Origin of the sequence: Lysobacter sp. yr284 (assembly GCF_900107375.1) — a bacterium.
Taxonomy (GTDB): Bacteria; Pseudomonadota; Gammaproteobacteria; order Xanthomonadales; family Xanthomonadaceae; genus Lysobacter.
This window is the reverse complement of the sequence record NZ_FNPT01000024.1, coordinates 30175-55436: the sequence shown is the minus strand read 5'-3', so window position 1 is coordinate 55436 and position 25262 is coordinate 30175. Positions and strand designations below refer to the sequence as shown.

The following is a 25262-nucleotide window of genomic DNA, read 5'->3' as shown; positions in this document are numbered from 1 at the left end:
TTGCGGTTCTTTTTGTGCCTGAAGGATCAGGGCGACGCTCGCCGTCGCCGTCCATCGACGCCAATCGGCCCGTGCGTCGGCCGGCAACGCGGCGCGTGCGTCGGCTCGTTCGTGCGTACGCATGTCGGCACATCCGTCGGCCGGGCGTCGCCTGGCGCGTGGCCCGCTCGAACGTCGGCGTGGCCGTTCGCCTGCCGGTGCGTGCCGAGGCGGCTGCGGTGTCCGCGGCCACGCGCGCGGGCCGAACGGCGCTGAACGCGCAGGGCGGCAACGCGCCGCGCGACCGGCGTTCGAGCGGTCCCGCGGGCGCTCGCCGCGCCGGTGAAGTTCATGGGATACGCCGCAAACCCGCCGGGCCGGGCCCGGTACCGCTTCGCCGGCGGACACGTCCGCCGATGGCCCCGCGCGATCGGCGCGGGCGCGCCGGTCTCAGGGATTGCGCGGGTGGTTCAGCACCAGCCAGTACAGCCCGACCTGCTTGACCGCCCAGACGAACTGTTCGAAATCCACCGGCTTCTGGATGTAGCTGTTGACCCCGAGCGCATAGCTGGCCTCGACGTCGAACGGCTCGGTGCTGGTGGTCAGCACCACCACCGGCAGGGTGCGGGTGGGTTCGTGCGCGCGGATCGCCTGCAGCACTTCGCGGCCGTCAACCTTGGGCAGGTTCAGGTCCAGCAGCACGATCGAGGGAAGATCGTTGGGGTCGCGGTCGGAATAGCGGCCACGGGCGAACAGGTAATCCAGCGCCTCGGCACCGTCGCCCATCACCACCAGCCTGTTGGCGATCTTGGCCTCGTCGAAGGCGAGCCGGGTCAGCTCGACGTCGTCGGGGTTGTCCTCGACCAGCAGGATCTCCTTATGCATCTGCGTCTTCCTCGCCGCTGGACACGAGCGGCAACTCCACTGTGAACGTACTGCCCCGGCCGGGCTCGGACTGGGCGCGCAGGCGGCCGCGGTGGCGTTCGGCCACCCGTTGCGCGATCGCCAGCCCCAGGCCGTGGCCGCCGCCCTGGTCCGGCCCGTGCAGGCGCTGGAAGGGCTCGAACAGCTTGTGAGCATAGCGCATGTCGAAACCGCTACCGTGATCACGCACGGTCAGGGCCAGGACGCCGCCGCGGACCTCGCCGGCGACCTCGATCCGCACCGGCGCGTCCGCGTCGGCCGCCACGCCGGAGAATTTCCAGGCGTTGTGCATCAGCTGGGTGAACATGACCTTGAGCAGGCGCTCGTCGCCCTCGACCTGCAGCCCGGGCTGCACCTCGACCTCGCCGCGGCGCGCCGGGTCGGCGTCCTGCAGCTCGGCGCCGACCCAGTCGGCGAGCAGGCTCAAATCCACCGGCGCGATCCGCATCTCCGCGCGGGTCACGTGCGACAGCTCGGTCAGCATCGCCAGCAGCCCGGTCATGCGCGAGGCGGCGGCGCGGATGCGCGCGAGGTAGTCGCGGTCGGTCTCGTTCAGGCGCTCGCTGGCGCGGTCGGCGAGCAACGCCGAGAAACTTTCGATCGAACGCAGCGGCGCGCGCAGGTCGTGGGCGACCGCGTCGGCGAACAGCTGCAGCTGGCGATGCGAGGCGTCCAGCGCGGCGCCGTGTTCGGCCACGCGCGCGCTCAGGGCGATGCCGGCCTCGCGCTCGCCGCGGATGTCGCGCATGTGCGAGATGAAATAGCGCGGCGCGCCGTCTTCATCGCGCATCACCGCCACGTTCAGCTGCACCCACAGCTCGGACCCGTCGCGGTGCAGGTAGCGCTTGTGCTCGTCCACCGAGGCCAGCTCGCCGCTGACCAGCGCCGCGACCAGGTTCTGGCTGATCGCCAGGTCGTCGGGGTGGGTCACTTCGCTGTAATGGTGGCCGCGCAATTCCTCCACGCGGTAGCCCAGCATCGCGCACAGCGCCGGGTTGAGCTCCAGCCATACGCCGTCGAGCGAGACGATCGCCATGCCGATGTTGGACGCCTTCATCGCCTCGCGGAAACGCCCATCGGCGGCCGCAGGATCGTCTCCGGCGGACAGCGTGGGCGGCAGGGGATGCGGCAGGTTCATCGGCTTGGCGCGTAGCGTCGGCCATCGGCGTCGAATTGACCGGGAAGTGTAGCCAATGCGGTCGTGACGGCAGGGTAGACGGCGCACACGGCGCGGACACGGCCAAGTCCCGCACAATCGCGGGCATGGACTTTTCTCAGATCGCTTTCCTCCTGATCCTGGGCGCCGCCCTGTACCTGTTCGTCAGCGAGCGCCTGCGGGTGGACGTGACCGCCATGCTGACCTTGCTGGCGCTGGTGCTGACCGGGGTGCTCGACGCCAAGCAGGCGCTGTCGGGCTTCGCCAGCGAGCCGGCGATCATCGTCGCGGCGGTGTTCGTGATCTCCGGCGGCCTGGCCGCGACCGGCATCACCGAGCGCCTGGGCCAGTGGATCGGCCGCGCCGCCGGCCACAGCGAGGGCCGCGCGATCGCGGTGACCATGCCGGCGGTGGCGGCGCTGTCCTCGTTCACCCACCACGTCATGGTCACGGCGATGATGCTGCCGATCCTGACCCGGTTCGCGAAGTCGCGCGGGCTGTCGGCCTCGCGCCTGCTGATGCCGATGTCGTTCGCCGCGTCGCTGGGCACGACGCTCACCCTGGTCAGCGCGCCGGCCTTCCTGCTCGCCGACAACCTGATCGAACGCACCGGCGCGCCCGGCCTGGGCATCTTCTCGATCACCCCGATTGGCCTGGCGCTGGTGGTGGTCGGCGTGCTGTACATGCTGGCCGCGCGCTGGATCCTGCCCAAGCGCAGCGGCGACCACGGCGACGACGGCTACCTGCGCCTGGACCGCTACCGCACCGAGCTGCTGGTGGTGGAAGGCTCGCGCTGGAGCACCCGGCCGCTGGCCGAACTGCAGAAGGCGCTCGGCGACCGCTTCGTGCTGACCGGCTGGCTGCGCGACGGCCTGCGCCGCCAGGACCTGGGCCCGAGCAGCCCGCTGATCAGCGGCGACATCCTGCTGGTGGAGGCCTCGGCCGACGCGCTGGCCTCGCTGCACGACGACGCCGGCCTGGACCTCAACGCGATCGCGCGCTTCGGCGAACACGCCCAGGGCGACGGCGAGGCGCAGCTGGTGCAGGCGCTGGTCGCGCCGGGCTCGGAGTTCGTCGGCCGCAGCGTGCGCGAGCTCGACTTCGCCCGCCAGTTCAACGCGGTGATCGCAGGGCTGTGGCGGCGCCAGGGCGCGGTCGCGCCGCGCCTGGCCGACGCGCGTCTGCGCGAGGGCGACCTGCTGGTGCTGTGGGGCCGGCCGGCGCGCTTCGCCGAACTGGCCGCGCACCACGGCTTCCTGATGCTGGTGCCGTTCGCCGGCGAAGCGCGGCGGCGGCTGCGCGCGCCGATCGCGCTGGCGATCCTGGCCGCGACCGTGCTCGCCGCGGCGACCGAATGGCTGCCCGCGCCGCTGGCGTTCCTGCTCGGCGCGGTGGCGATGGTGGCCACGCGCTGCGTCGATGTCGAACAGGCCTATCGCGAGATCGACGTGCGCATCTTCGTGATGATCGCCGGCGTGATTCCGCTCGGCGTGGCGATGGAGCAGACCGGCACCGCGCAGTTGCTCGCCCAGGGCATGCTGCACGTGATCGCCGGCTGGCCGCCGCTGGCGATCTTGCTGGTGATGTTCACCGTCGCCGCGTTGCTGACCCAGATCCTGTCGGACGCGGCGACCACGGTGTTGCTGGGGCCGATCGCGATTTCGCTGGCGCAGTCGCTGGGCCTGCCGGCGACGCCGTTCGTGGTGTGCACGGCGCTGGGCGCGGTGGTGGCGTTCCTGACCCCGATCGGTCACCACGGGAACCTTCTCATCCTCGGCCCGGGCCAGTACCGCTTCAGCGACTTCCTGCGCATCGGCTTGCCCTTGACCGTGCTCATCGCCTTGGTCAGCGCCTGGATGGCGCGCTGGCTCTGGCTCGGCGGTCCGTTCTGGCCGGGCGGCTGAGGCAGCGCCCGCGGGTCGATCTCGCCGGCGACCAGGCTGACCGTGCCGGCGCCGGTCGTCGCCGCCGCCGCCGCGCCGCAGGCCAGCAGCAGGGCCAGGGCCAGCCAGCGCCCGCGAACGCGCCGGGGCGAGCGGGCGGGGGCGGCGACCGGCGTCCTGGCGATGGCGGGCATGCGCGTTCCTTGGCGGCCGCGATGGCGCGGCAACGGCCAAGTTAGGCGCGCTTGCGGCACGGTTGATCCGCCGAAAGTCGTGGTGGCGCCAGCGGTTACAGCCGGCGTTCATCGAATCGGCGCGGTGGCGCGGCGAGGACGACGGCAACCGGCGCGGGTGCGGCGGCGCGGTTTTCGACCGTCGTCCGCTGCACCGCCCGGACGGACGCATCGCCCGGACCCGGGCCGATACCACGACTCGCGGGCCGCGGGCCGGAACCGCCTCGCGAGCGGTTGGTCAGAAATTTCCTACAGCGCGCCTCGGGTTCCCCCGAGGGTAAACAACTGCGGCATGCGTCACTTTATGCGCGCCCCGGCAGCACGATCCATGCGCCGCCAACGGACGCCGCTCAATACCGCTGTCGCTCGCGCGATCAGCCACACGATGGATCGCCGCCCTGAGCACGCGGCGAAGCTGGGCCGGGGCTACTTCGTTCGCCATCCACGCGGGGCGTCATGATCTTCACGGTGCAACTCAACGAATCCACCTACCACGGCCGCACGCTGTCGTGCGACGTATCCGGCGAGCGCTTCGCCGATGCGGCGTCGGCGTCCGCCGCGGCCAAGGCCGAGGCGTTCGACCTGTCGATGCAGCTGCGCGTGGCGGTGGCGATCCGGATCTTCGAAGACAGCCGCATCTATCTGTCGCACATCATGCCCGCGCCGCCGCGCTGAACCGGCGCGGCCGAGACCGCATCGACGTCGAGCAGCGCACGTGGCCCGACCGGCCGCGCAAACCAAACGCATCGGCACCGACATCCTTCTGCGCCGTCGTGGCAGGCACTTCGCTCCCGATGCTTTCCGCCCGGATCGCAACGCCGACCTTTTGCGTTTTTACGCATCGCTCTACGCCACGGCGAACTTCGCGCAAACGCGTAAATCCCGCCGTGCAACTACTTCGTGACCGCATCACGTCGTCGTTGCAACGCGCGCGCACGCAGTTAGACGCGCATCCCACTTCGCCGATCCTGCGTGCCAACACCGCACATGCAAGGTGGGGGGATGCGTATGCCGTCGCGTTCGCAGCAATGGGGAATCGCTGCAACGGATGCGTCTTCACTCGTCGTAAGGCGCATCCGCTGGGCACGAACACGCTCCCTGCCGTTGTGCAGTAACGCCAGGTGCGCGGCTGCGGCCGCGTACCGGCGCTTCGCGTTTCTTTCTCTTTTCGCTTTGCATGACCCGGAGACCCAATCCATGTCCATCAAGCACAAGGTGCTTACCGCATCGATCCTGCTCGCGATCACCGGCACCACCGCGACCGCGCTGGTGACCGCGCAGCGCGACCGCGACGCCGCCGACGCCACCGCCGGCACCCGCGCCGGCGCGCAGGCCGCCACCGCCACCGCGCGCAACGCCGCGCATGCGCCGACCGCGCGCGCCAGCCTCGAACATCCCTTCGCCGATGCCGCGGCGCGCTCGGGCGCGACGCCGACGGCGCAGCTGGAACGCCATCCCGCGGTCGAACGCGCGCGCGGACTGCTGCAGGCCGACAAGGCCCGCAACGCCGCCGCGCGCGGCCTGTCCGGCGCCGGCGCCGACACCGCGCTGGCGGCCGAGAGCTATCAGCCGCGCGACGTGATCGTCGAAGCCGACGGTAGCGAACACGTGCGCTTCCAGCGCGACTACCAGGGCCTGCCGGTGATCGGCGGCGACCTGGTCACCCACGCCCGCAACGGCCTGCTGACCTCGATCAGCAAGACCCTCGACCTCACCCTCGGCAACGGCGCCGCCGCGCCGAAGGCCAAGCTGTCCTCCGCGCAGGCCATCGCCGATGCCGGCACGCACTTCGCCGGCCGCTTCCTTGAGCAACCCAAGTCGCGCATGGTCTATTTCGCCAAGGACAACCAGCCGACGCTGGCGTTCGAGGTGACCTTCCGCGGCCTCAACCAGGCCCAGCGCCCGGTCCACGAACTGCTCTACGTCGATGCCGGCAACGGCGACCTGCTCGGCCGCGACAGCCGCATCTACAGCGCCGAATCCACCGAGGCCGAGGGCTACACCATCACCCGCGGCAAGGTCACCATCACCACCGCCAAGGTCGGCGCCGAGGAAAGCGACGGCCGCGGCCCGGGCTACCTGCTGCGCGACGACAAGCGCGGCGGCGGCAGCACCCACAACACCGGCGGCACCGTGGTCGACCTGATCTTCGGCGGCGGCGACTTCAGCGCGCCGGCGATGTTCGATGCCGACAACGTCTGGGGCAACGAGCAGATGACCAACATCGAGCGCACCGGCGTCGAGGCGCATTACGGCGTGGCCCGCACCTGGGACTACTACAAGAAGTTCTACGACCGCGTCGGCATCTTCGGCGACGGCGTCGGCGTGCAGAGCTTCGTCAACGTCACCTTCACCTACTTCGGCTTCATCGACGTCGGCGGCACCAACGCGTTCTGGGACGGCGACGCCAAGCGCATGGTCTACGGCAACGGCGACTTCGGCGTGTCCAACCCGGTGGTGGCGATCGACGTGGCCGGCCACGAGATGTCGCACGGCGTGACCCAGGCGACCTCGGGCCTGCTGTACTCCGGCGACGCCGGCGGCCTCAACGAAGCCACCTCCGACATCCACGGCACCCTGGTCGAGTTCTTCGACAACAGCCCGAAGGACCCGCCGGACTACCTGATCGGCGAGAACGTGATGCTCGACGGCAAGCCGCTGCGCTACATGTTCAAGCCGAGCCTGGACACCGACGCCGACGGCAACGGTTCCTTCGACTGCTACCCGGCCGGCGGCTTCGACGGCGAAGACCCGCACTACACCTCGGGCATCGGCAACCACTTCTTCTACCTGCTCGCCGAAGGCCAGAAGGTGCCCAAGTCACACCGCAAGACCGTGCTGCCGTCCGACCTGGTCTGCAACGGCGCGACCGGGCTCAAGGGCCTGACCCCGACCGTGGCCGGGCAGATCTGGTACCGCGCCAACACCTTGTACCTGACCTCGCAGGCCAGCTACCCGGATGCGCGCGTGGCGACCCAGACCGCGGCCCAGGACCTGGTCGATCGCGGCCTGCTCAAGGCCAGCGCGGTCAAGACCGTGGCCTGCGCGTGGGAAGCGGTGAACGTCGGCCTGCCGGAAGGCTCGGACGCGGCGCGCTGCAAGCAGTAAGCCGGCGGCGCCGGGGCCACGGGCTCCGGCGCCAAGTCCGGGCGCGGAATCGAAAACCCGAACGCCGGGACTTCCTCAGTCCCGGCGTTTTTCGTCGTCGCACGTCAGCGACTGTAGGAGCGGCTCGAGCCGCGACCGCGAACCGTGGGTGACGGCGCTGGCTCGATGCTCCGCGGTCGCGGCTTGCGCCGCTCCTACGGGAAGACTTCGCGCCGTCCCGCGATCAACGCTGCCCCGGCATGGACTGGAAGTACCAGCCATCGAACGAGCCGTTGTGGCCGCAGAACTCCGACGCGGGATGCGGCTGGCCCTGGGCGTCGAGTTCCCGCACGCGCAGGGCGTTGCCGATGCGGGTCAGTTCCAGCCCGGTGCCCTGGGCGTCGCCGTCGGCGCGTGCGAGCACGCGGTCGTCGCTGCCGCTGCCGCCGAGGTCGGCATCGCACACCCAACGTCCGTCGAGCGGATGGGCCGCGTTGCCGCGCACCCGGTACGCGCCCTTGGCGTCGCGGCTGATTTCCAGGCCGCCGGCGAAGTTGTTCCAGTCGCCGACCAGGCCCTTGCGCGGGTACTCGCGGATACGCTGCAGGTCCTTGAGCCGGCTGTCGAGTTGCTCGCGCAGCACCTGGGCGCGCTCGCCGCGATCGGCGCGTTCGTAGGCCGCGTCGCGCACGCCGACGAACCAGCGCTGGTCCTCGCGCAGGCCCTTGACCGCTTCGCCGCTGAAGCGCGGCAACAGCCCGGCGTAGAGGTGGGCGATCGCCGAGTCGGTGCGCGCGGCGGCCGGATCGGCGCAGATGCCGCGCTCCACCGGGGTCTTGGCCTTGGCGCAGTCGAACGAAGGATGCGCCTGGCCGTCGTCGAGGTAGCGGTAGGCGGAGAAGTCGACCGCGTCGATCTTGTCGCGCGCGACCCGGCGGTAGCGCGAGCCCTCGTCGATCTTGGCGTTGCACGCCGTCGTCTGCGCGTCGCCCCATTGCAGCTCGGCGCCGCATTGCAGCAGGTAGCTCGGCTGTTTCGACGGCGTGCGCGGTTCGCAACCGTTCGCGCCGATCGAGCAGCCTTCCGGATCGAACTCGACCCGTCCTTCGACCACCCGGCCCTTGAACAGGTTGGTGCCGCCGGTATTGCTGGCGCGCCAGTTCCAGGCGCCGCGGATCCGGTCGCCGCGCTGCTCCAGTTGCAGGCTCTGGCACCACAACTCGCCGTCGTAGCGCTGGCAGGCCTGCCAGGTGCCGTCGAACGAGGCGGCGGGAGCGGCGTGGGAGAACAGCGGCGCGGCGAGCAGCGCGGCGGCGGTGGCGATGCGGAAAAACGGGTTCGTCATGAAAGCGTCCTGGCTCAGGAATAGAACGGAATGCGCTGCAGCTTGTACACGCCGTCGACGCGCTTGAACACGCGCTGGCTGTAGATGTCGTCGTTCTCCAGCAGGTACTCGCCCTGCTCGATGACGCCCGGCGCCTGCACTTCGCCGTTCTCGTCCTGGCCCGAATCGCGCTTGCGCGAATACGCGCGCACGCGGTTGGCCTTGAGCGCGGCGCGCACCGAGGCGGTGAGGATGCGGTCGTACTTGGCCACCACTTCGGCCGCGTCGCGGGCGCTGGCCGACTGCTTGCGCTGCTGCGCGTCGCAGGGATCGTTGCCGGGCAGGCAGCTGCTGCCGTGGCTGAAGTCGGCGAACGGGCGCGCGGTCATCTTCGCCACTGCGGCGCGGTCGTCGGCGGCCACCGCCTTGCGGAAGTCGGCGATGAAGACCTTGAAGTCGCCGTGGCGGTCGTAGCGATAGTCGTACTTGTCCTTGGCCGGTGCGGCCTGGGCCGGCGCCGGCAGCGCCTGCGCCCAGTCGCGGCGCATCTGCGCGATGCGCTGCTGGTAGGCGCTGCGGATGCAGGCCGGGTCGCGGCATTCGTTGCGGCCTTCGAGCCAGCGCGCGTTCTCCGCCGCGATCGGATCGACCTCGCGGCCGCTCTCGCCGTCGACGCCGCGGGTTTCGGCGCGGATCTGCCGGTAGAGATCGTTCATTTCGCTGTCCAGGCGCGACAGCTCGGCGTCGGCGCAGATCATCTTTTCGACCGGGGTGCGCGCGCGCCGGCAATCGAAGCCGGCGGCCTGGCTGAGGCCGGCGACGGCGAGCAGGGCCAGCGCCGCACCGGCGCGCAAAGCGTGGGATCGGAACATGCGGAATCCTTGCAGGGAGAGGGAGGCGCGGACGGCCCGGCGCGATGCGTCGCGCATCGCCGCGGAAGCGGGCGGCAGGGCGGGGGACAGCGGAGACGTGGGCATCCTTGCGGGGGCGTCCTTACGTAAGCGTGCTCGGCCGATGCGCGTGCGCCGAGCGCGTTGTGGATCTGCGGGGATTCGACGGGACGCTGTGGACAAGCGCGCGCCTGGCCAGGCGCATCCCGGCGAACGCGCTTTCGCCCCGCGCGGTGCCAATGAAAACCGGCGATCGCGATCCGACCGCCGCGCGCCCGGTCCGCGGCGCGCAGGCCGCATTGTCGGCCACGCCGCACGCGCGTGCCACCGCGGCGGCGCTGCGGCCAGAGTCGGCCAGTTCCGGCCGGGTTCGGCCAGCGATTCGCCCGCGCGAACCCGCCGGCGCGTCCGCCACGACGGCGCCGCTCACGCGATCGGCTTGTACTGGAACAGCCGCTCGCCGATGAAGTCCAGGAACACCCGCAGCTTCGGCGACACGTGCCGGTGCGCCGGCCACAGCGCCCAGAACTGCCCGCGCTGGGTCTCGAACCCCGGCAGCACCCGCTGCAGCCGGCCGGCGGCGAGGTGCTCGCGGACCAGGAAATCCACCGAATACACGATGCCCAGCCCGTGCACCGCCGCCTGCACCGCCGCTTCGCTGTTGTTGCACACCAGCGCCGCCGGCAGGTGCGGCGCGGCCTCGCCGGGCGCCAGCCGCAGCGACCATTCCTGCAGCTTGCCGCTGTTGGCGAAACGGAAGTGGATGCAGTCGTGCCCGGCCAGGTCGGCCGGCGCGCGCGGTTCGCCGCGCCGGGCCAGGTACTGCGGCGCGGCGCAGAGCATGAAGCAGAACGGGCCGAGCCGGCGCGCGCGCAGGCGCGAGTCGGGCATGTCGCCGCTGCGGATGGCCGCGTCGAAACCGCCGTCGATGACGTCGACGATCTGGTCGTTGAAGTCCAGTTCCAGCTCGACCTCGGGATACCGCTGGCGGAACTCGCCCAGCACCGGCATCACGAAGCGGTAGCCCACGGTCGGCAGGCCGATGCGCAGTCGCCCGCGCGGCGCCTGCATGGCGTGGGTCAGCGCGGCCTCGGCGTCTTCGAGCTCGTCCAGCAGCGGCTTGCAGCGCTCGTAGAACTGGCGGCCTTCCTCGGTCAGCTGGACGTTGCGGGTGTTGCGCTGGAGCAGGCGCACGCCGAGCTGCTGTTCCAGCCGGGCCACGCTCTTGCCCACCGCCGAGGACGAGACCCCGAGCTGGCGCGCGGCGGCGACGAAGCTGCGCGCGTGGGCGGTGCGGACGAAGGCGAGCAGGCTGCCGAGCTTGTCCATGCGGCGGTTCTCGGGGGAGGAACAGGCGGGCATTATGTCCGTTTACTCCGCAAAGCATGAACCAATGCGGGGTTTTTCGCCGATTGCGGCCTGCCTAAGCTGTGGCACCGCCCCCACGGCCCTGTCCCATGCCTGCATCGACTCCCGCCGCCGCGCCCGCGCGCGGCCGCCACGACCGTTTCTGGATCCTCGGCGCGATCTGCCTGGCCGGGCTGGTGCTGCCGCTGAGCTTCACCGCCCCGCCGGTGGCGATCCCGGCCATCGCCGCCGAACTCGGCGGCAGCCCGGTGGCGCTGAACTGGATGACCAACGCCTTCATGCTCGCCTTCGGCAGCTGCCTGATGGCCGCCGGCACGCTCGCCGACACCTACGGCCGCAAGCGCGTGTTCGCCGTCGGCATCGTCGCCTTCGCCGCGGTCTCGCTGCTGCTGGCGCTGGCGCCGAGCCTGGCCGCGCTGAACGCGCTGCGGGTGCTGCAGGGCATCGCCGCGGCGCTGGCCCTGGCCGGCGGCAACGCGGCCTTGTCGCAGGAATTCCACGGCCCGGCGCGGATCCGCGCCTTCAGCCTGCTCGGCACCGCGTTCGGCCTGGGCCTGGCGTTCGGGCCGAGCCTGGCCGGCTGGCTGGTGCAGGCGCAGGGCTGGCGCTCGGTGTTCCTGTCGAGCCTGGCCATCGCGCTGCTGGCGACCGTGTTCGGCCTGCCGCGCATGCGCGAATCGCGCGATCCCGACGCCGGCGGCCTGGACTGGCGCGGCAGCCTGAGTTCCACCGCGATGCTGGCGCTGCTGACCATCGGCGTGCTGCAAGCGCCCGAGCGCGGCTGGGGCGATCGGTGGGTGCTCGGCGCGCTGGTCGGTTCGGCGGCGCTGCTGGTGTGGTTCGTGCGGATCGAGAACCGCGCCGAGCGGCCGATGCTCGACCTGAGCCTGCTGCGCTACCCGCGCTTCGTCGGCGCGCAGTTGCTGCCGATCGGCACCGGGCTGTGCTACCTCGCGCTGATCGTGCTGCTGCCGGTGCGGCTGATCGGCATCCACGGCCTGGGCACGCTCGACGCCGGGCTGATGATGATCGCGCTGTCGGCGCCGATGCTGGTGGTGCCGATGCTGGCGGCGGTGCTCAACCACCGCGTCGCCGCCTCGACCCTGTGCGCGTCGGGCCTGCTGCTGGCCGCGACCGGCCTGGCCTGGCTCGGCTGGGCCGCCGGCCGCGGCGAGGTCGCCGGCTTGATCGCGCCGATGCTGCTGATCGGCACCGGCTCGGCGATTCCGTGGGGCCTGATGGACGGCCTGGCGATCAGCGTGGTGCCGAAGGAACGCGCCGGCATGGCCGCGGGCGTGTTCGGCGCCAGCCGGGTGTCGGGCGAAGGCATCGCCCTGGCGGTGGTGGCCGCAGCGCTGGCCGGGCTGCTGCAGTGGCGGCTCGGCCAGGGCGGCGCGGCCGCCGGCGAAGCGCTCAACCAGGCCGCGCAACGGCTGGCCACCGGCGACGCCGTGCGCGCCCAGGCGCTGCTACCGCAGTTCGCGCCGGCGGCCTTGCGCGCGGCCTACGACAGCGCGTTCGCGTGGCTGATGTACGCGCTGGCCGGCGCGACCGTGCTGGTGGCGTGGATGGTGCATGCGCTGCTGGGGCCGGCGGAGGATGCGGCAGCGCCGGACGCTGTTCCCGGCGAGGCTTTGTGCGAGGACGCTGCGGGTTGAAGGCACCGGCGATCTGAAACAAAAGCGTCGGGCCTGAAGGCCCTCCCACAACAGCGGCGCCAAGCGACGGCGGCTCTTGTGGGAGGGGCTTCAGCCCCGACGCTCTTGTTCCCGGTCGCGCCGCATCGCCGCGCTCAGAACAACTCCATCTGCGGCGTCGGCTTGCGCGGCGCGACGAACCGGCTGGTGTCCAGCGCCGGCAGGCGTCCGAACCCATGCCGCTTCCACGCCTTCTGGAAGCGCTGCCCGATCAGCTGCGCGAACGGCCCATGCCCGCGCATGCGGTGGCCGAAGCGGCTGTCGTAGTCCTTGCCGCCGCTCATCTGCTGGATCAGGCTCATCACGTGTTCGGCGCGGTCGGGGTAGTGCAGGCGCAGCCAGTCGCGCCAGACCTGCTTGAGCTCATGCGGCAACCGCAGCAGCACATAGCCGGCGGCGCGCGCGCCGGCCTCGTGCGCGGCTTCGAGGATGCGCTCGATCTCGCCGTCGTTGATCATCGCGATCACCGGCGCCACCATCACCCCCACCGGCACCCCGGCCTGGGCCAGCGTGCGCATCGCCTTGAGCCGCGAATGCGGCGCCGAGGCGCGCGGCTCCATCCGCGCCGAGAGCTGGTTGTCGAGCGTGGTCACCGAGAAATACACCGACACCAATCCGCGCTGCGCCATCGATGCCAGCACCTCGACATCGCGCACGATCGAGGCGTTCTTGGTGATCAGGCTGAAGGGATGCGAGCAGGCGTCGAGCACCTCGATCACCCCGCGGGTGATGCGGAAGCGGCGCTCGATCGGCTGGTAGGAATCGGTGTTGATGCCCAGCGCGATCGGCGCGCAGCGGTAGCCGGGACGCGCGAGTTCGTTCTGCAGGCGCTCGGCGGCGTTGGTCTTGGCGAACAGCCGGGTCTCGAAGTCCAGGCCCGGCGACAGCTCCAGGTAGGCGTGCGAGGGGCGGGCGAAGCAGTAGACGCAGCCGTGCTCGCAGCCGCGGTACGGGTTCACCGACTGGCCGAAGGCGATGTCCGGCGAGTCGTTGCGGCTGATGATGCTGCGCGCGGTTTCCTCGGTGACGACGGTGTCGGCGCGCGAGGCCGGTTCGGCGTCTGCGTACACCGAGCCCCAGCCGTCGTCCTCGCCGTGGGCGGTGCGCACGGCGAAGCGGCCGTCGACGAAGCTGGCCGCGCCGCGGCCCTTGATCGCCGCCGGCTGCATCGAGAGCTGGGTTTTGCGCGCCGAATCCATGCGTCCCAGCCTAAGCCGGCGGCGTCGCAGCGGACGCGACAGGTCCGCGCGGCAGCTGAAGCGCTCAGCCACGCCTGTGGATAAGAATCGGGGCCGGGGGTGTGGACAACTGCGCCTGCGGATAAACGCATTCAGCCTTATCGACAGCAGTTATCCCCAGCCGGCCCCGTTCAGGAAAACCCGCGCCAGCCATCGCTTTGCGCAGGTTTGCGCACAGCGCTGCCCACTAGTTATCCCCAAGCTTGCCGGCGTTCTGTTTCTCGCCACGCAGCGCGACGCCGACAGGGTTCTGGCTACCCTTGTAGGAGCGGCGCAAGCCGCGACCGCGGGGCTGCGGGCTCGCGTCGGACCTTGCGATGCGCTGCATCGCCGGGCCAGCGACGGCTTCCGGCGTTTGTGCGCTGTCGCGGTCGCGGCTCGCGCCGCTCCTACAAAAAAGCGCCGTGGGCTCAGTCGATCGCGAAGCTCGCGTTGACCGTCGCATTGACGCTGATCTGGCCCACCGCCAGCGCGCTGCCCTCGCCGCCGTCGCCGCCGTCGCTGCCGCCCTGCTGGACCACGTTCTGCAACGCCTGCCCGCCGAAGTTGCCCCAGCCGCCGCCGCGCCACCAGCCGCCGGAATACGATTCCGAGGCGCTGTAGACCGCGCCGCGGCGCACGCCCAGCTCGCGCGCCAGGGCGTCGGCCTTGTCCTGCGCGACGCGGATCGCCAACGCGCGCGCCGCGTCGCGGTGCTTGCGCAGTTGCGAGGTGCGGAACTCGATCCCGTGCACGTGCTGCACGCCGTTGGCCAGCAGCCCCGCCAGCACCGGCTCGAACGCGTCGACCCGGGCCAGGCGCACGCCGATGCTCTTGCGCACGATGTAGAACTGCGGCCGCAGTTGGCTGGCCAGGTCGTGCTGGTCGCTGTATTGCGGCTCGATCGCCAGGTAGTCGGTCTGCACGTCCTTGTCGGGCACGCCGTGCGCGCGCAGGAACGCCAGCGCCTTGGCCACGTTCTTGTCGTTCTCGCGCCGGGCCTCGTCCAGGCCGGTCGCGCGCGATTCCACGCCGACGCTCAACAGCACTTCGTCCGGCGGCACCTTGATCTCGGCCGAACCGGACACGCTGATCAGCCGCGCCTCCGGGCCGGGCGCCGGCGGGTACGCGGCGGGCACCGCGGCGGCCGGTATGGCGGCGAGCAGGGCGCAGGACAACAACCAGCAGGCGAGGCGCGGCATGGGCTTGCTCCAACAGGTCGCGAAGGACGGTCATGGGCCAACGCACGGGCGGCGGCGGCGGGGTCGAGGCGGGGCAGACGGCGGTTGCCGGCCGCGGCCGGCGGCGGCTGTGTCTCGAACAGGCCGCGTTGTACGTCGATCGCCAACAAAGCCGCCGTGATCGTGCCGTGTCCTGTCGTTCTCGTCGGGGCCGGTCCAGCGCGCGTCCGCGCGTGCCGCAGCAACCGACCGAATGCACACTTCCGGCTTCAACGCCGCCGGGCTAGCCTAGCCCGGCGCCGGCTGCGGCCGCGCCACCGTCCGATGGAGCTTCCTGTGCCCGACTCGCTGACCGATCTGTGGCAGGACCTGGTCCACATCCCCCACATCGGTTTCTACCTCACCGCCGGCTGGGCGGTGTACCTGGTCTGGCTGGGCACCTGGATCGTGCTGCAGAAGCGCGAACCGGTCGCGACGCTGAGCTGGCTGTTCAGCCTGGCCCTGCTGCCCTACGTCGGCTTCCTGATCTATTTCTTCTTCGGCCCGCAGCGCATCCACCGCCAGCGCCTGCGCCGGGTGCGCGCGCGCGCCGCGCTGCCGCCGCCGCCGCCGGGGCTGACGCCCTCGCCGGAAGCGATCGAACTCTCGCGCCTGGGCCAGGCCACCACCGGCCTGCCGCCGACCACCGCCACCGACGCGCGCCTGCTGGTCGACGGCGGCGCCAAGTACGCATCGCTGCTGGCCGACATCGCCCAGGCCCGCGAGCACATCCACCTGGAGTACTACATCTACCAGCCCGACGGCGTCGGCACCGCGCTGCGCGACGCGCTGGTCGAACGCGCCCGCGCCGGGGTCAAGGTGCGCTTGCTGCTGGATGCGGTCGGCTCCGGCAGCACCTCCCAGCGCTTCCTGCAGCCGCTGATCGACGCCGGCGGCGAGGCGGCCTGGTTCCACCCGATGAAGCTGCGCTGGTTCTGGCACCGGCCGTGGCTCAACCTGCGCACCCACCGCAAGATCGTCGTCATCGATGGCCGCGTCGGCTACACCGGCGGCATCAACATCACCGACGAGGAAGACGAACGCGCGCGCAAGGACGCCTACCGCGACCTGCACCTGCGCCTGGAAGGCGACGTGGTGCGCGAGCTGGAACTGGTCTTCATCGAGGACTGGTGCTACGCCACCAGCCAGCCGCCGCTCAAGCAACTGCACCTGGCGCCGCGGCCGGGCACCATCGCCGCGCAGGTGGTCAGCTCGGGGCCGGACTCGAACTGGGAAGCGATCCACCGCGTCCACGTCGGCGCGATCCACTCCGCGCGCAAGCGGGTGTGGCTGGTGACCCCGTACTTCGTCCCCGGCGAAGCCGCGCGCATGGCCCTGACCTCGGCCGCGCTCGGCGGCCTGGACGTGCGCCTGCTGGTGCCCAAGCTCAGCGACAGCCGCCTGGTCACCTACGCCGCGCGTTCCTACTTCGACGAACTGCTCGAAGCCGGGGTCAAGATCCACGAGTACGGCCCGCGCATGCTGCACACCAAGGCGCTGCTGTGCGACGACGAGAGCGTCATCATCGGCTCGGCCAACTTCGACCACCGCAGCTTCCGGCTCAACTTCGAGATCTCGGTGATGTTCTACAACGCCGACCTCGGCGGCCGGCTGGCGACGCTGATCGAACAGGAATGCTCGCGCGCGCCGCGCGTGCGCAACGACCGCAACCGCTCGCTGTGGCGCGTGCGCCTGCCCGAAGCGCTGGCGCGGCTGGTGTCTCCGCTGCTTTGAGTCTTTCGTTGAGGCGCGCAGCCGCGGCGGGGTTTCGTGCAGGCGATGCACGGACGGCGGCGGGGCTTCAAGCTCGCGCCGGCGGCTGAGGAGGCGCGGTCGCGGCTTGCGCCGCTCCTACAATCGGATTCCGCAGCCGCTGCGATGGCCACGCCCTCCCCCTGCAGGAGCGGCGCACGCCGCGACCGCGCCGCCCCGATCTCGCGCCGCCCCCCGCCTCCGGCCACGCCCCGCCGCCGCTCGGCCCCGATGTGCCGACGGTCGCAGCCGCGCTTCGCCCCGGCTGTGGCCTGCATCGGCCCGCGCTACACTCGACCCGGGCCCGTCCGAGGCCCCGGCCGGACGCGACCCAGCGACCGGCCCGGACAGGGGAACGCCGATTTCGTCAGGGAGCACGCCGTAATGCCTTGGGTTTATCTGTTGCTGGCCATCGCCGCCTTCGGGCTGGCGCTCAAGACCACGTCGCCGGGGCTGATGGCGGTCGGCCTGCTGGCCGCGCTGGGCCTGCTGATCGTCGGGATCATGGGCCTGCTGGCGCGGCGCCTGGACAACAGCAGCCGCGACGTCTCCTCGATGATCGACCCGGCCGAACTGCGCCGCCTGCGCGAGCAGGCCGAGGCGCGCAAGCTCGCCGCCGCCAGCCAGTCCGAGCCGCCCTCGCGCTGAGCCGCGCCGCGGCCGGTTCCTCTTCCACATGCCGCGCCGGCCCTCGCCGCGCCGGCAGATTGCGTACTCGCCGCGGTCCGCGGCGCGCGCTAGGCTTTGGCCATGACCGTCCTGAGCGTCAACGTCAACAAGATCGCCGTGCTGCGCAACTCGCGCGGCGGCGCCGAGCCCGACGTGGTCCGCGCCGCGCGCGCCTGCCTGGACGCCGGCGCGCACGGCATCACCGTGCACCCGCGTCCCGACGCGCGCCATATCCGCGACTACGACGTGTACGCGCTGGCCGAACTGGCCCACGCGCGCGGCGTCGAGTTCAACATCGAAGGCAATCCGTTCGCGCCGCCGCGCCCGGGCTATCCGGGCATGTTCGAACTGTGCCGGCGGACGCGGCCGGTGCAGGCGACCCTGGTGCCCGACGGCGACGACCAGCTCACCTCCGACCACGGCTTCGACTTCCAGCGCGACGCCGACGCACTGCGCCCGCGCATCGCCGAACTGCGCGAGCTCGGCTGCCGCATCAGCGTATTCGCCGATGCCGACCGCGACGGCATCGAGCGCGCGGCCGAACTCGGCGCGCAGCGGGTCGAGTTGTACACAGGCCCCTACGCCGAGGCCTTCGCTGCCGGCGATGCCGGCGCGGCGCTGGCCGCCTTCGCCGACGCCGCGCGCCGCGCCGAGGCCGCCGGCCTTGGGATCAACGCCGGCCACGACCTCAGCCAGGCCAACCTCGGCGCGTTCCTGCGCGCGGTGCCGAACGTGCTGGAAGTGTCGATCGGCCACGCGCTGATCGGCGAGGCCTTGTACGACGGCCTGGATGCGACCGTGCGCGGCTACCTGGCGGTGATCGCCGGCGCTCGCTGAGCGTTCGCGCCGGCGCCGGCTTCGCACTGTCGCTACGCCGGTTCTCTGTCGTCCTGCTCGCGATGGTGTGTGGATAAGCGCGCGACGCTCCGGCGCCGCATCGCTTCCGTTCTTCACCGCAGCTGGCGCCCATGTCATTCGGATCGCGGACCTGCGACCTGTGGATTGCTTCGGATCTCCGCCAAGGTCGGCGTAGAGACTCCGGCCGGCCGCTCACCCGCCCTGTGGACAAGCGCGATCATGCGTAGCGTTCGCGCGAGGTCCGCTCAAGGCGCCGATGCGCTTGGGGAAGTGCGCCCTCGTCCATCCGCCCTGCACGACTGAAGCCGCTTGCGATCCTTCGCGCCGGCGCGGCGCGCATCGCGATCGCAGCTCAAGGGATCGTCGAATCTCGCCTTGTGGACAAGTCCGGAGCCCACTCGCATCGCAAGCCGTGGCGCCGGCGCAGCGAGTGTATGGCCCGGCGCTTGTGGATAAGCAACGGCGCTCGTCGCGGCCAGCAACCAAGGATTGCGTGCCGCCGCGTCGATGCGCGCGTGGCCGGGCAGCCTGTGGACGAACGCGTAGCCAATCGAGCGCGCGAGGCATGTTTTGCGCAGCAGATCATCGGTCGGCCGCGCGGAGTGCGACGGCCTGCGACGTCGCGACAGCCCTACCCAGACCGCGCCACGATGCGGCCCGCAACATCCTGTGGACAACCATGCCCGGCATCGCCGCGCATGCACGGGCGAGAGCCGGCACCGTCGCGGTCACGCCAGATTCGGACAAATGCCCGCCGCGCGCTGCGATGCGCCGCTCACGTCGCAGCCATGCGCGCTTCGTCCACAGACCTCCGGGTTCGCGCGATCTTGTGGACAAGTCTTGTCATAAGTTTTTCGGGCCGTTTATGAAAACGCTTAATTTCAGGCGTTTCTCGGGCCTGTCGACACGCACGGACCGATGTGGACAACTGCTTGGATGCCGCGGTCGCGGAGACATGCCGACGATAGATCGATGAGATCGACGGCGCGACGCCATACCTGCGTGTGTGGACGACTCGCCAGGGTCGCGGCTGCGCCGCCGGATGGAATCGCCGTTCGCCTGTACTTCTATCCACAAGCATCGGAACGAACCCTGCGGTTGGCTTCGATTTTCGGTGGCGCCGCCGCTGCTGCCCACAACCGAAACCCGGTGCGACCGGCGAGCGTGTGGCGAACCGTTTCTCCATGACAAATCCATTGCGAGCGTGTCGCGCAGCACATCGTGGCTGTGGAAAAGTCGCTTCGCAGGCGTTGTCGGCCAGCATCGCGCGGGCAGCATGTGTCGCTGTCCACGCGCATGTCGCCCATGCAGATGTGGATAACCTCGTCTGGTGGCGCGAACCGCTTCGGCACACATAGATCCACGGCAACGCAGGCCGAACATCGCACGCCGATACCGATCGCACGACGCCAGGCGCGATGTTTTGCGCTGTGCATAAGTCTCGCAGTCGCGTGCTGGGCGCCGCACAGCGAGGAAGGTGGGCATTGCAGCGAACGTGCGAGCGCGCGACTCCGATCCAATCCCGCACCGCACATGTCTAGCTTCCGATCCCTCGCTGTGGATAAACGGCAACGCCCGATAGAAGAAAACGACCGCCGCTCCAATCTTCGCTGTGGATAAACAGCGACGCCCGACAAAAGAAAACGGCCACCATTCCGATCTTCGCTGTGGATAAACGACGACGCCCGGCAAAAGAAAACGGCCGCCATTCCGATCTTCGCTGTGGATAAACAGCGACGCCGGCAAAAGAAAACGGCCGCCATTCGGCGGCCGTTTTGTTGGCGTCGGCGCAACGCGCGCCCGACGCGGCGGGCAGGCGATTACCTGGTCGAAAGATTGCGGATCCCCGCCTGGTCGGCCGCCGCCAGCGCCTGGGCGAACGCCTGGTAGTCGGCCTCGGCGTTGGCATCGACGGTCAACACGGTTTCGGGGCTGTCCGCGGCCAGGGCGGCCAGCGCTGTGGACAACTGCGCCCGGCTCAGCGCGCGCCCATCCAGGACATAGCTGCCGTCCTGCTGCACGTTCAACTCGGCCTTCGGCGGCGTGCGCTCGGGAGCCGGCGCGGGCACCGGCAAGCTCAGCTTGAGCTGCCCGGTCACCGCCGGCGCGGTCACCATGAAGATGATCAGCAGCACCAGCATGACGTCGACCAGCGGGGTCACGTTGATTTCGGCCACGGTGTCGTCGCGGAAGCGACCGGCGGCGGAGTACGCGGTAACGGCCATGAGCTACCTCCATCCTTGGGGTGGGATACCCGTCTTCACGTTAGGCCTGTCGCCGGGCGCCGCGCAAGCGCGCGGCGGGGCAGGGCATACGAGCTACGTCGGCAAAGCTTGTCCACAGTCGGTGAGGGCATCCCCAAGCCTGATGGTCCTGGTTGCCCGTCGGTGCAAACGAGGGCGTCCCATGCCCCGCGGGGGCTTTACCTAATCCGGTTTATCCACAGCCCGTCACTTATCCCCAGCTCGGGCGGCTGTACCGGGCGCTGTCTCGGGGACGCGGCGTCTGGATGGCATCGGCAATCCGGCTTATCCACATGCCGGTAGTTATCCCCAGCCTGCCCGGCCTTGTTAGCGCCATCTCCAGGCGGTCTGTTTCACGATCGTCCGGAATCCCCCGCGAGTCCGGCTTATCCACATACCGTGCCTGGTCCCCAGCCCGGCCGGCTTCATGGGGCGCCACCTCCAGGCGGGAGGTTTCACGAACCACCGGACTTCTTCGTAAATCCGGTTTATCCACACAGCACGACTTGTCCCCAGCGCAGCTGGCTTTGTGAGGCGCCGCCTCCAGGCGAGGTTCCACAAACCACCGAAGTTCTTCAGAAGTCCGGCTTATCCACACGCTGTATATCGCCAGCTTGGCCGGCGCCGCAGGGACGCTTCCTGGATCGGATGTTCCACGATTACCCGCAAGCCATCGCGGCTGCGGCTTATCCACACGCCGGCACTTATCCCCAGCCGACCTTATAGCGCGCCGTCTCCAGGCAGAGGGGGGTTCGCGATCCTCCAGAACCCGCCGCCAAACCCGGTTTATCCACAAACCCACGCCTGCCTTCGCGACCGCGGCAGCAAAAAAAAACGCCGCCCAGCTGGGCGGCGTTTCACGACGGTAAGCGTCGGTTCCGAACGGATTACTTCTGGACGAAACCGATCTTTTTCATGTCTGCGTTTTTGGCGTAAGCCAGCACCTTGGCGAGGACGCCGTATTCGGCGTCGTCGTTGGTGTCGATTTCTAGCAGAGGTTGGTTGGTGGGATCGCGCTGCACCGTTTCGTTCATCAGCCCCGGGATCGCCGTGAGCGGCGTGGGGTTGTTGTTCCAGAACACCTGGCCGGTCGCGTCGATGCGCAGGGCAATCGGCGGCGGCGGCTCGGAGGTCTGCGGCGGCGGGTTAAGCGTCGGCTGCGGCAAGTTGACGTCGATCGGATAGGACACCGTCGGCGCCGTGACCATGAAGATGATCAGCAGCACCAGCAGCACGTCGACCAGCGGGGTGACGTTGATGTCCGAGATCGCGCCGCTATCGGAGGAGTTGTTGCTGAAAGCCATGTTCCCGATCTCCGATTAGCGTTCTTTGATCGCGACGAAGCCGACCTTACGCATGCCTTGCTTCTGCGCGATGGTCACCACGTTGTTGATCGTGCGGTACTTGGTGGTGCGATCCCCGCGCACGTTGATCTGCGGCTGCGGGGTTTTCTGCGCCTCGACCGAAAGACGGCTTTCCAACTGGTCGGCGGTGATCGGCTCGTCGTTCCAGTAGATGTGGCCGTCTTCCTGAATCGCCAACGTGATCGGCTGCGTCTTGGGCGCTTCCTCGACCTTCTTCAGCGTGGCCTCGGGCAGCTTGATTTCCACCTTATGCGTCATCAACGGCGCCGTGATCATGAAGATGATCAGCAGCACCAGCATCACGTCCACGAGGGGCGTGACGTTGATTGTGGCCATCGGGCCGCCGGTGTCGCCTGAACTAAAGGCCATGTCCGAACTCCAGGAGCTACGCTAAATGAGGAGGCTGTGTTGCTTAGCGCTTGTTCGACACTTCGCCGACGCGCGAGCCGGTGGCGAAGAAGTCGTGCAGGTCGTGCGCGAAGGTGTCGAACTTGTTGTTCGTCACGCGGTTCAGGCGCACGAAGAAGTTGTACGCGAGCACCGCCGGGATCGCGACGAACAGGCCGATCGCGGTCATGATCAGCGCCTCGCCCACCGGGCCGGCGACGGCCTGGATCGACGATTCGCCCGAAGCGCCCAGGCGCAGCAGGGCGTGGTAGATGCCCCACACGGTGCCGAGCAGGCCGACGAACGGCGCGGTCGAACCGACGGTGGCGAGCACGGTCAGGCCGGCTTCCAGGCGCGAGCTCTCGCGGGTCACGGCCTGACGCAGGGCGCGATCGACGAACTCGGAGCGGTTCAGCGACTCGACCAGGCGCGAACCTTCGTGGCGCTGGTGGTGAGCGGCGGCCTGGGCGGCGTCGAGGGCGATCTTGGAGAACGGCTCGCTGCGCGGCTGCTCTTCCATGTAGCGGATCGCGTCCTGCGCGTTCGGGGTTTCCCAGAAGGTGCTGACGACGCGGTCCGAGGAACCGCGCAGGCGCAGGTTCTTGACGAAGTTGATGACGATCCAATAGACCGACAGAACCGACATCAGCGTGAGCGTGATGAACACGATCCAGCCGACGAGGTCGAAGTTCTGCAACAGATGCGAGAAGCTCATCTGCTGGAGCGCTTCAGCGTTGGAGCCTCCGGCGGCGGCGGTGGTGGTTTGCTGCAGCATGACGCTTACCTTTGAATGTCGTGGAAAGGAAGAAAGGTTTTACGCGGAACGAACGGCACAACGAGCAACTAGCGATCCAGCCGAACCCGATCAGTTCGGCGGGACGAAATCGACCGGGACGCGGACGCGGCTGGCGACCGGCTGACCGTTTTTCATCTCGGGGTTGAAACGCCACTTGCGTGCGGCATCCATGGCCGCGCGGTCCAGGTTGCGGTTGCGACTGGACTTTTCGACCTGCACGTCCAGCACGTTGCCCTGGCCGTCGATGCTGATCACGAGGACTACGGTACCGCCCACGCCCTGACGGGCTTCGGTCGGCGGGTACTTCGGCGGGTTCAGGCGGCGCGAGGACGGATCCACGCTGGAACCGATGTCGCTGGCGGCCGTCGGCGGCGCGGGCGGCGCGGGCGGCGGAGCCGGCGGATCGACCGGGCTCGGATCGAGGTTCTCGATCGGCGGCTGTTCCGGCGGCGGCGGCGTCGGGGTCGGACGCGGCGGCGACAGTTCCTTCGGAGGCTGCTTGATCTCCTTCGGCGGCTCCGGCGGCGGCGGCGGCGGGGGGGGCGGCGGCGGCGGCGGCTTGATGATGTTCACCATCGTCACCTCCTCCTTGTCCTGCTGCTGGGCAGGCGGAGTCATCGGGGCCAGCAACAACAGCAACGCCGCAGCATGCACGGCGATCGCGCAGGTGATACCGGCAATACGTGCCCAGTTCAAACCTTCGCGGTCGTCATCTTTCCTAACTTGGAGTTCGAGGTCTTGCGTCATGCCGTCAGCTCGGGAGGTGTTACCGGACGCCTGGGCGCCTCGGGCCATCGTTCGGTTCCTGCAACCGTTTCCAGTCGCGGGAACCTCCTAGCATATACCAAACCGCGTCACAGGTTTACAAGCGCGGATGGGCCTGCACGCTGAAATTACTTGCCTTTCAGCGCGAGAATCTTTTTGGCGTCGTCGGGCTTTTTCACGCCCTTCGCGATCGCCTGCTTGGCGGCTTCCTTTGCCTCGGGAATGCGGTCTTCCTGCCACAGGACGCGGGCGAGATTCAGGTACGTCTCACCGTCCGGCGCGAGCGGAGCCGCTTTCTTGTATGCGTCGATCGATTTGTTGGCTTGCTCGGAGAAGTAATAGGACTGGGCCAGGGCCACGTAGGCCTGGTAATCCGGCTTGAGGACGCCCTTCTCCAGGCCCTCGTTGATGACGTTCGCCGCTTCCTTCTCCTTACCATCCAGATTGAGGTAGGTGGAGTAGAGCTGGCGATAGTCCTTGTCTTCGGTGAACTGGCCGGCGGCGCGCATCTTCTCGAGCACGGTGGCGGCCTTGTCGAGCATGTCCGACTGCGAGTAGACCGCGGCGACGTTCATCTGCGCGCGCTTGTCGTTCGGGTTCTTGGCGGCGATCTGCTCGGCGATCTTGGCCGCTTCGGCGCCCTGGTTGTTCTCGACGTAGCTGGCCATCAGCAGCTGCAGCCACTCGGGCTTGGCGTCCGGGCTGCCGTCGATGGCCTGCTTGATGACCTTGGACGCGTCGGCGTAACGCTCCAGGCGGTACAGGGCGTTGCCCTTGACGATCAGGTGCTCGGGCTTGGTGCTCTTGGATTCGCTGAGGAAGCGGTCCATGGTCGCCAGCGACTCGGCGTACTGGTCTTCCTGCAGCTGCAGCTGGGCCAGCACGAACATGCGGTCGAAGTGGCTGTTGTTGTCGAGGCCGTTGGTCTCGATGGCCTTCTTCAGGTAGTCCATCGCCGCCTTGTTGTCGTCGGCGTCGTAGGCCACCTGGAAGCCGATCTGCGCGGCGAAGGAGCGTTCGTAAGCGTTGAGACCGGTGTCGGCGATGATCGCGTCGGCCTGGCTGCGGGCCTCCGGGAACTTCTCCTTGTCGTACGCGTCCATCATCTTCTGCAGCTTGGCGCCGCCCTTGGACGAGGCCTTGGCTTCCGGCGAGGTGCGGGTCGCGTTCGGGTACTGGTTCTCGGCCGGCTTGGCCTTGCCGCCGCTTTCCTTGGCCGCGCGGCGCTGGGCGCTGCGCTCGGAGGCGCTCTGGGCATTGACCTGGGTGACGGCACCGAACGCCAGCACCGCACCGATGGCGGCGGCGAGCAGGGTGGTGCTGCGTCGGGTGGGTTGCTTGCTCATGGACTCACCTTGAAGGGTTCAGCGGCCGCAGACGGGGCCTCGCGGCGGACCGGCGCAAGGCCAAGGGGCCGCCAACCTAACAGAAATTCGGGCCTGCGCGATAC

21 protein-coding genes are annotated in these 25262 nt (G+C 69.5%); 8 read left to right on the top strand and 13 right to left on the bottom strand.

What is annotated here, in order from left to right:
* Positions 1 to 429: 429 nt before the first annotated feature.
* Both BLV01_RS22275 and BLV01_RS22270 read right to left on the bottom strand, forming a co-directional pair.
* The gene (locus tag BLV01_RS22275; protein ID WP_031374300.1) at positions 430 to 864 is read right to left on the bottom strand and encodes a response regulator; all 435 of its coding nucleotides are present in this window, start codon (positions 862 to 864) and stop codon (positions 430 to 432) included.
* Positions 857 to 2041 (bottom strand): sensor histidine kinase, encoded by a 1185-nt coding sequence (locus BLV01_RS22270; protein ID WP_091805334.1) that lies wholly within the window; start codon positions 2039 to 2041, stop codon positions 857 to 859. The genes BLV01_RS22275 and BLV01_RS22270 overlap by 8 nt, the downstream gene beginning before the upstream one ends.
* 125 nt (positions 2042 to 2166) lie before the next feature.
* Here BLV01_RS22270 and BLV01_RS22265 point away from each other — a divergent pair, with 125 nt between their 5' ends.
* The 4 genes from BLV01_RS22265 (at position 2167) to BLV01_RS22255 (ending at position 7283) form a co-directional block, all read left to right on the top strand.
* Positions 2167 to 3963 carry an SLC13 family permease gene (locus BLV01_RS22265; RefSeq protein WP_091805330.1) on the top strand — a complete coding sequence of 599 codons (1797 nt, stop codon included), beginning with the start codon at positions 2167 to 2169 and terminating at the stop codon, positions 3961 to 3963.
* Positions 3964 to 4631: 668 nt separating this feature from the next.
* Positions 4632 to 4850, top strand: coding sequence for a hypothetical protein (locus BLV01_RS22260; RefSeq protein ID WP_091805327.1), 219 nt, complete (start codon positions 4632 to 4634; stop codon positions 4848 to 4850).
* A 40-nt stretch (positions 4851 to 4890) separates the two neighbouring features.
* A complete protein-coding gene (locus tag BLV01_RS25910) occupies positions 4891 to 5079 on the top strand; it encodes a hypothetical protein (RefSeq protein ID WP_139179073.1) in 189 nt (62 codons plus the stop codon).
* A gap of 293 nt (positions 5080 to 5372) precedes the next feature.
* Positions 5373 to 7283, top strand: coding sequence for a M4 family metallopeptidase (locus tag BLV01_RS22255; RefSeq protein ID WP_091805324.1), 1911 nt, complete (start codon positions 5373 to 5375; stop codon positions 7281 to 7283).
* A 223-nt stretch (positions 7284 to 7506) separates the two neighbouring features.
* Here the strand turns inward: BLV01_RS22255 and BLV01_RS22250 are convergent, their stop codons facing one another.
* The 3 genes from BLV01_RS22250 to BLV01_RS22240 form a co-directional block, all read right to left on the bottom strand.
* Positions 7507 to 8607: a lysozyme inhibitor LprI family protein gene (locus tag BLV01_RS22250; protein ID WP_091805321.1), complete on the bottom strand. Its 1101-nt coding sequence runs from the start codon at positions 8605 to 8607 to the stop codon at positions 7507 to 7509.
* Positions 8608 to 8621: 14 nt separating this feature from the next.
* Positions 8622 to 9458, bottom strand: coding sequence for a lysozyme inhibitor LprI family protein (locus BLV01_RS22245; RefSeq protein ID WP_139179071.1), 837 nt, complete (start codon positions 9456 to 9458; stop codon positions 8622 to 8624).
* A gap of 444 nt (positions 9459 to 9902) precedes the next feature.
* On the bottom strand, positions 9903 to 10805 hold the full coding sequence (locus BLV01_RS22240; RefSeq protein ID WP_091805314.1) for a LysR family transcriptional regulator: 903 nt from the start codon (positions 10803 to 10805) through the stop codon (positions 9903 to 9905).
* 128 nt (positions 10806 to 10933) lie between these two features.
* On the opposite strand from BLV01_RS22240, the gene BLV01_RS22235 reads away from it, so the two are divergent.
* The gene (locus BLV01_RS22235) at positions 10934 to 12502 is read left to right on the top strand and encodes an MFS transporter (protein WP_091805311.1); all 1569 of its coding nucleotides are present in this window, start codon (positions 10934 to 10936) and stop codon (positions 12500 to 12502) included.
* Between the two features lie 134 nt (positions 12503 to 12636).
* Here the strand turns inward: BLV01_RS22235 and BLV01_RS22230 are convergent, their stop codons facing one another.
* Both BLV01_RS22230 and BLV01_RS22225 read right to left on the bottom strand, forming a co-directional pair.
* Positions 12637 to 13740 carry a PA0069 family radical SAM protein gene (locus tag BLV01_RS22230; RefSeq protein WP_175486201.1) on the bottom strand — a complete coding sequence of 368 codons (1104 nt, stop codon included), beginning with the start codon at positions 13738 to 13740 and terminating at the stop codon, positions 12637 to 12639.
* A 449-nt stretch (positions 13741 to 14189) separates the two neighbouring features.
* The gene (locus tag BLV01_RS22225; protein ID WP_091805308.1) at positions 14190 to 14960 is read right to left on the bottom strand and encodes an SIMPL domain-containing protein; all 771 of its coding nucleotides are present in this window, start codon (positions 14958 to 14960) and stop codon (positions 14190 to 14192) included.
* A 315-nt stretch (positions 14961 to 15275) separates the two neighbouring features.
* Here BLV01_RS22225 and cls point away from each other — a divergent pair, with 315 nt between their 5' ends.
* From cls to BLV01_RS22210, 3 genes are all read left to right on the top strand, one after another.
* On the top strand, positions 15276 to 16712 hold the full coding sequence (gene cls, locus BLV01_RS22220; RefSeq protein WP_254782732.1) for a cardiolipin synthase: 1437 nt from the start codon (positions 15276 to 15278) through the stop codon (positions 16710 to 16712).
* A gap of 402 nt (positions 16713 to 17114) precedes the next feature.
* A complete protein-coding gene (locus tag BLV01_RS22215) occupies positions 17115 to 17378 on the top strand; it encodes a hypothetical protein (protein ID WP_091805303.1) in 264 nt (87 codons plus the stop codon).
* 102 nt (positions 17379 to 17480) lie between these two features.
* The gene (locus BLV01_RS22210; RefSeq protein ID WP_091805300.1) at positions 17481 to 18236 is read left to right on the top strand and encodes a pyridoxine 5'-phosphate synthase; all 756 of its coding nucleotides are present in this window, start codon (positions 17481 to 17483) and stop codon (positions 18234 to 18236) included.
* Positions 18237 to 20077: 1841 nt separating this feature from the next.
* Here the strand turns inward: BLV01_RS22210 and BLV01_RS22205 are convergent.
* The 6 genes from BLV01_RS22205 to BLV01_RS22180 form a co-directional block, all read right to left on the bottom strand.
* Positions 20078 to 20482: an ExbD/TolR family protein gene (locus tag BLV01_RS22205; RefSeq protein ID WP_091805297.1), complete on the bottom strand. Its 405-nt coding sequence runs from the start codon at positions 20480 to 20482 to the stop codon at positions 20078 to 20080.
* Between the two features lie 905 nt (positions 20483 to 21387).
* Positions 21388 to 21804 carry an ExbD/TolR family protein gene (locus BLV01_RS22200; protein WP_057949723.1) on the bottom strand — a complete coding sequence of 139 codons (417 nt, stop codon included), beginning with the start codon at positions 21802 to 21804 and terminating at the stop codon, positions 21388 to 21390.
* A 15-nt stretch (positions 21805 to 21819) separates the two neighbouring features.
* Complete coding sequence (locus tag BLV01_RS22195) at positions 21820 to 22233, bottom strand: ExbD/TolR family protein (RefSeq protein WP_091805294.1); 414 nt, start codon at positions 22231 to 22233, stop codon at positions 21820 to 21822.
* Between the two features lie 43 nt (positions 22234 to 22276).
* Positions 22277 to 23026, bottom strand: coding sequence for a MotA/TolQ/ExbB proton channel family protein (locus BLV01_RS22190; RefSeq protein WP_057949725.1), 750 nt, complete (start codon positions 23024 to 23026; stop codon positions 22277 to 22279).
* Between the two features lie 90 nt (positions 23027 to 23116).
* Entirely contained in the window at positions 23117 to 23794 is a 678-nt protein-coding gene (locus BLV01_RS22185; protein ID WP_057949726.1) for an energy transducer TonB, read from the bottom strand.
* 146 nt (positions 23795 to 23940) lie between these two features.
* Complete coding sequence (locus tag BLV01_RS22180; RefSeq protein WP_091805291.1) at positions 23941 to 25158, bottom strand: tetratricopeptide repeat protein; 1218 nt, start codon at positions 25156 to 25158, stop codon at positions 23941 to 23943.
* Positions 25159 to 25262 lie beyond the last annotated feature (104 nt).

What these genes read in the sequence shown, in the direction of transcription:
- BLV01_RS22275 (WP_031374300.1), bottom strand. Translation starts at nt 864, where the DNA reads ATGCATAAGGAGATCCTGCTGGTCGAGGACAACCCCGACGACGTCGAG.
- BLV01_RS22270 (WP_091805334.1), bottom strand. Translation starts at nt 2,041, where the DNA reads ATGAACCTGCCGCATCCCCTGCCGCCCACGCTGTCCGCCGGAGACGAT.
- BLV01_RS22265 (WP_091805330.1), top strand. Translation starts at nt 2,167, where the DNA reads ATGGACTTTTCTCAGATCGCTTTCCTCCTGATCCTGGGCGCCGCCCTG.
- BLV01_RS22260 (WP_091805327.1), top strand. Translation starts at nt 4,632, where the DNA reads ATGATCTTCACGGTGCAACTCAACGAATCCACCTACCACGGCCGCACG.
- BLV01_RS22255 (WP_091805324.1), top strand. Translation starts at nt 5,373, where the DNA reads ATGTCCATCAAGCACAAGGTGCTTACCGCATCGATCCTGCTCGCGATC.
- BLV01_RS22250 (WP_091805321.1), bottom strand. Translation starts at nt 8,607, where the DNA reads ATGACGAACCCGTTTTTCCGCATCGCCACCGCCGCCGCGCTGCTCGCC.
- BLV01_RS22245 (WP_139179071.1), bottom strand. Translation starts at nt 9,458, where the DNA reads ATGTTCCGATCCCACGCTTTGCGCGCCGGTGCGGCGCTGGCCCTGCTC.
- BLV01_RS22240 (WP_091805314.1), bottom strand. Translation starts at nt 10,805, where the DNA reads ATGGACAAGCTCGGCAGCCTGCTCGCCTTCGTCCGCACCGCCCACGCG.
- BLV01_RS22235 (WP_091805311.1), top strand. Translation starts at nt 10,934, where the DNA reads ATGCCTGCATCGACTCCCGCCGCCGCGCCCGCGCGCGGCCGCCACGAC.
- BLV01_RS22230 (WP_175486201.1), bottom strand. Translation starts at nt 13,740, where the DNA reads ATGGATTCGGCGCGCAAAACCCAGCTCTCGATGCAGCCGGCGGCGATC.
- BLV01_RS22225 (WP_091805308.1), bottom strand. Translation starts at nt 14,960, where the DNA reads ATGCCGCGCCTCGCCTGCTGGTTGTTGTCCTGCGCCCTGCTCGCCGCC.
- BLV01_RS22215 (WP_091805303.1), top strand. Translation starts at nt 17,115, where the DNA reads ATGCCTTGGGTTTATCTGTTGCTGGCCATCGCCGCCTTCGGGCTGGCG.
- BLV01_RS22210 (WP_091805300.1), top strand. Translation starts at nt 17,481, where the DNA reads ATGACCGTCCTGAGCGTCAACGTCAACAAGATCGCCGTGCTGCGCAAC.
- BLV01_RS22205 (WP_091805297.1), bottom strand. Translation starts at nt 20,482, where the DNA reads ATGGCCGTTACCGCGTACTCCGCCGCCGGTCGCTTCCGCGACGACACC.
- BLV01_RS22200 (WP_057949723.1), bottom strand. Translation starts at nt 21,804, where the DNA reads ATGGCTTTCAGCAACAACTCCTCCGATAGCGGCGCGATCTCGGACATC.
- BLV01_RS22195 (WP_091805294.1), bottom strand. Translation starts at nt 22,233, where the DNA reads ATGGCCTTTAGTTCAGGCGACACCGGCGGCCCGATGGCCACAATCAAC.
- BLV01_RS22190 (WP_057949725.1), bottom strand. Translation starts at nt 23,026, where the DNA reads ATGCTGCAGCAAACCACCACCGCCGCCGCCGGAGGCTCCAACGCTGAA.
- BLV01_RS22185 (WP_057949726.1), bottom strand. Translation starts at nt 23,794, where the DNA reads ATGACGCAAGACCTCGAACTCCAAGTTAGGAAAGATGACGACCGCGAA.
- BLV01_RS22180 (WP_091805291.1), bottom strand. Translation starts at nt 25,158, where the DNA reads ATGAGCAAGCAACCCACCCGACGCAGCACCACCCTGCTCGCCGCCGCC.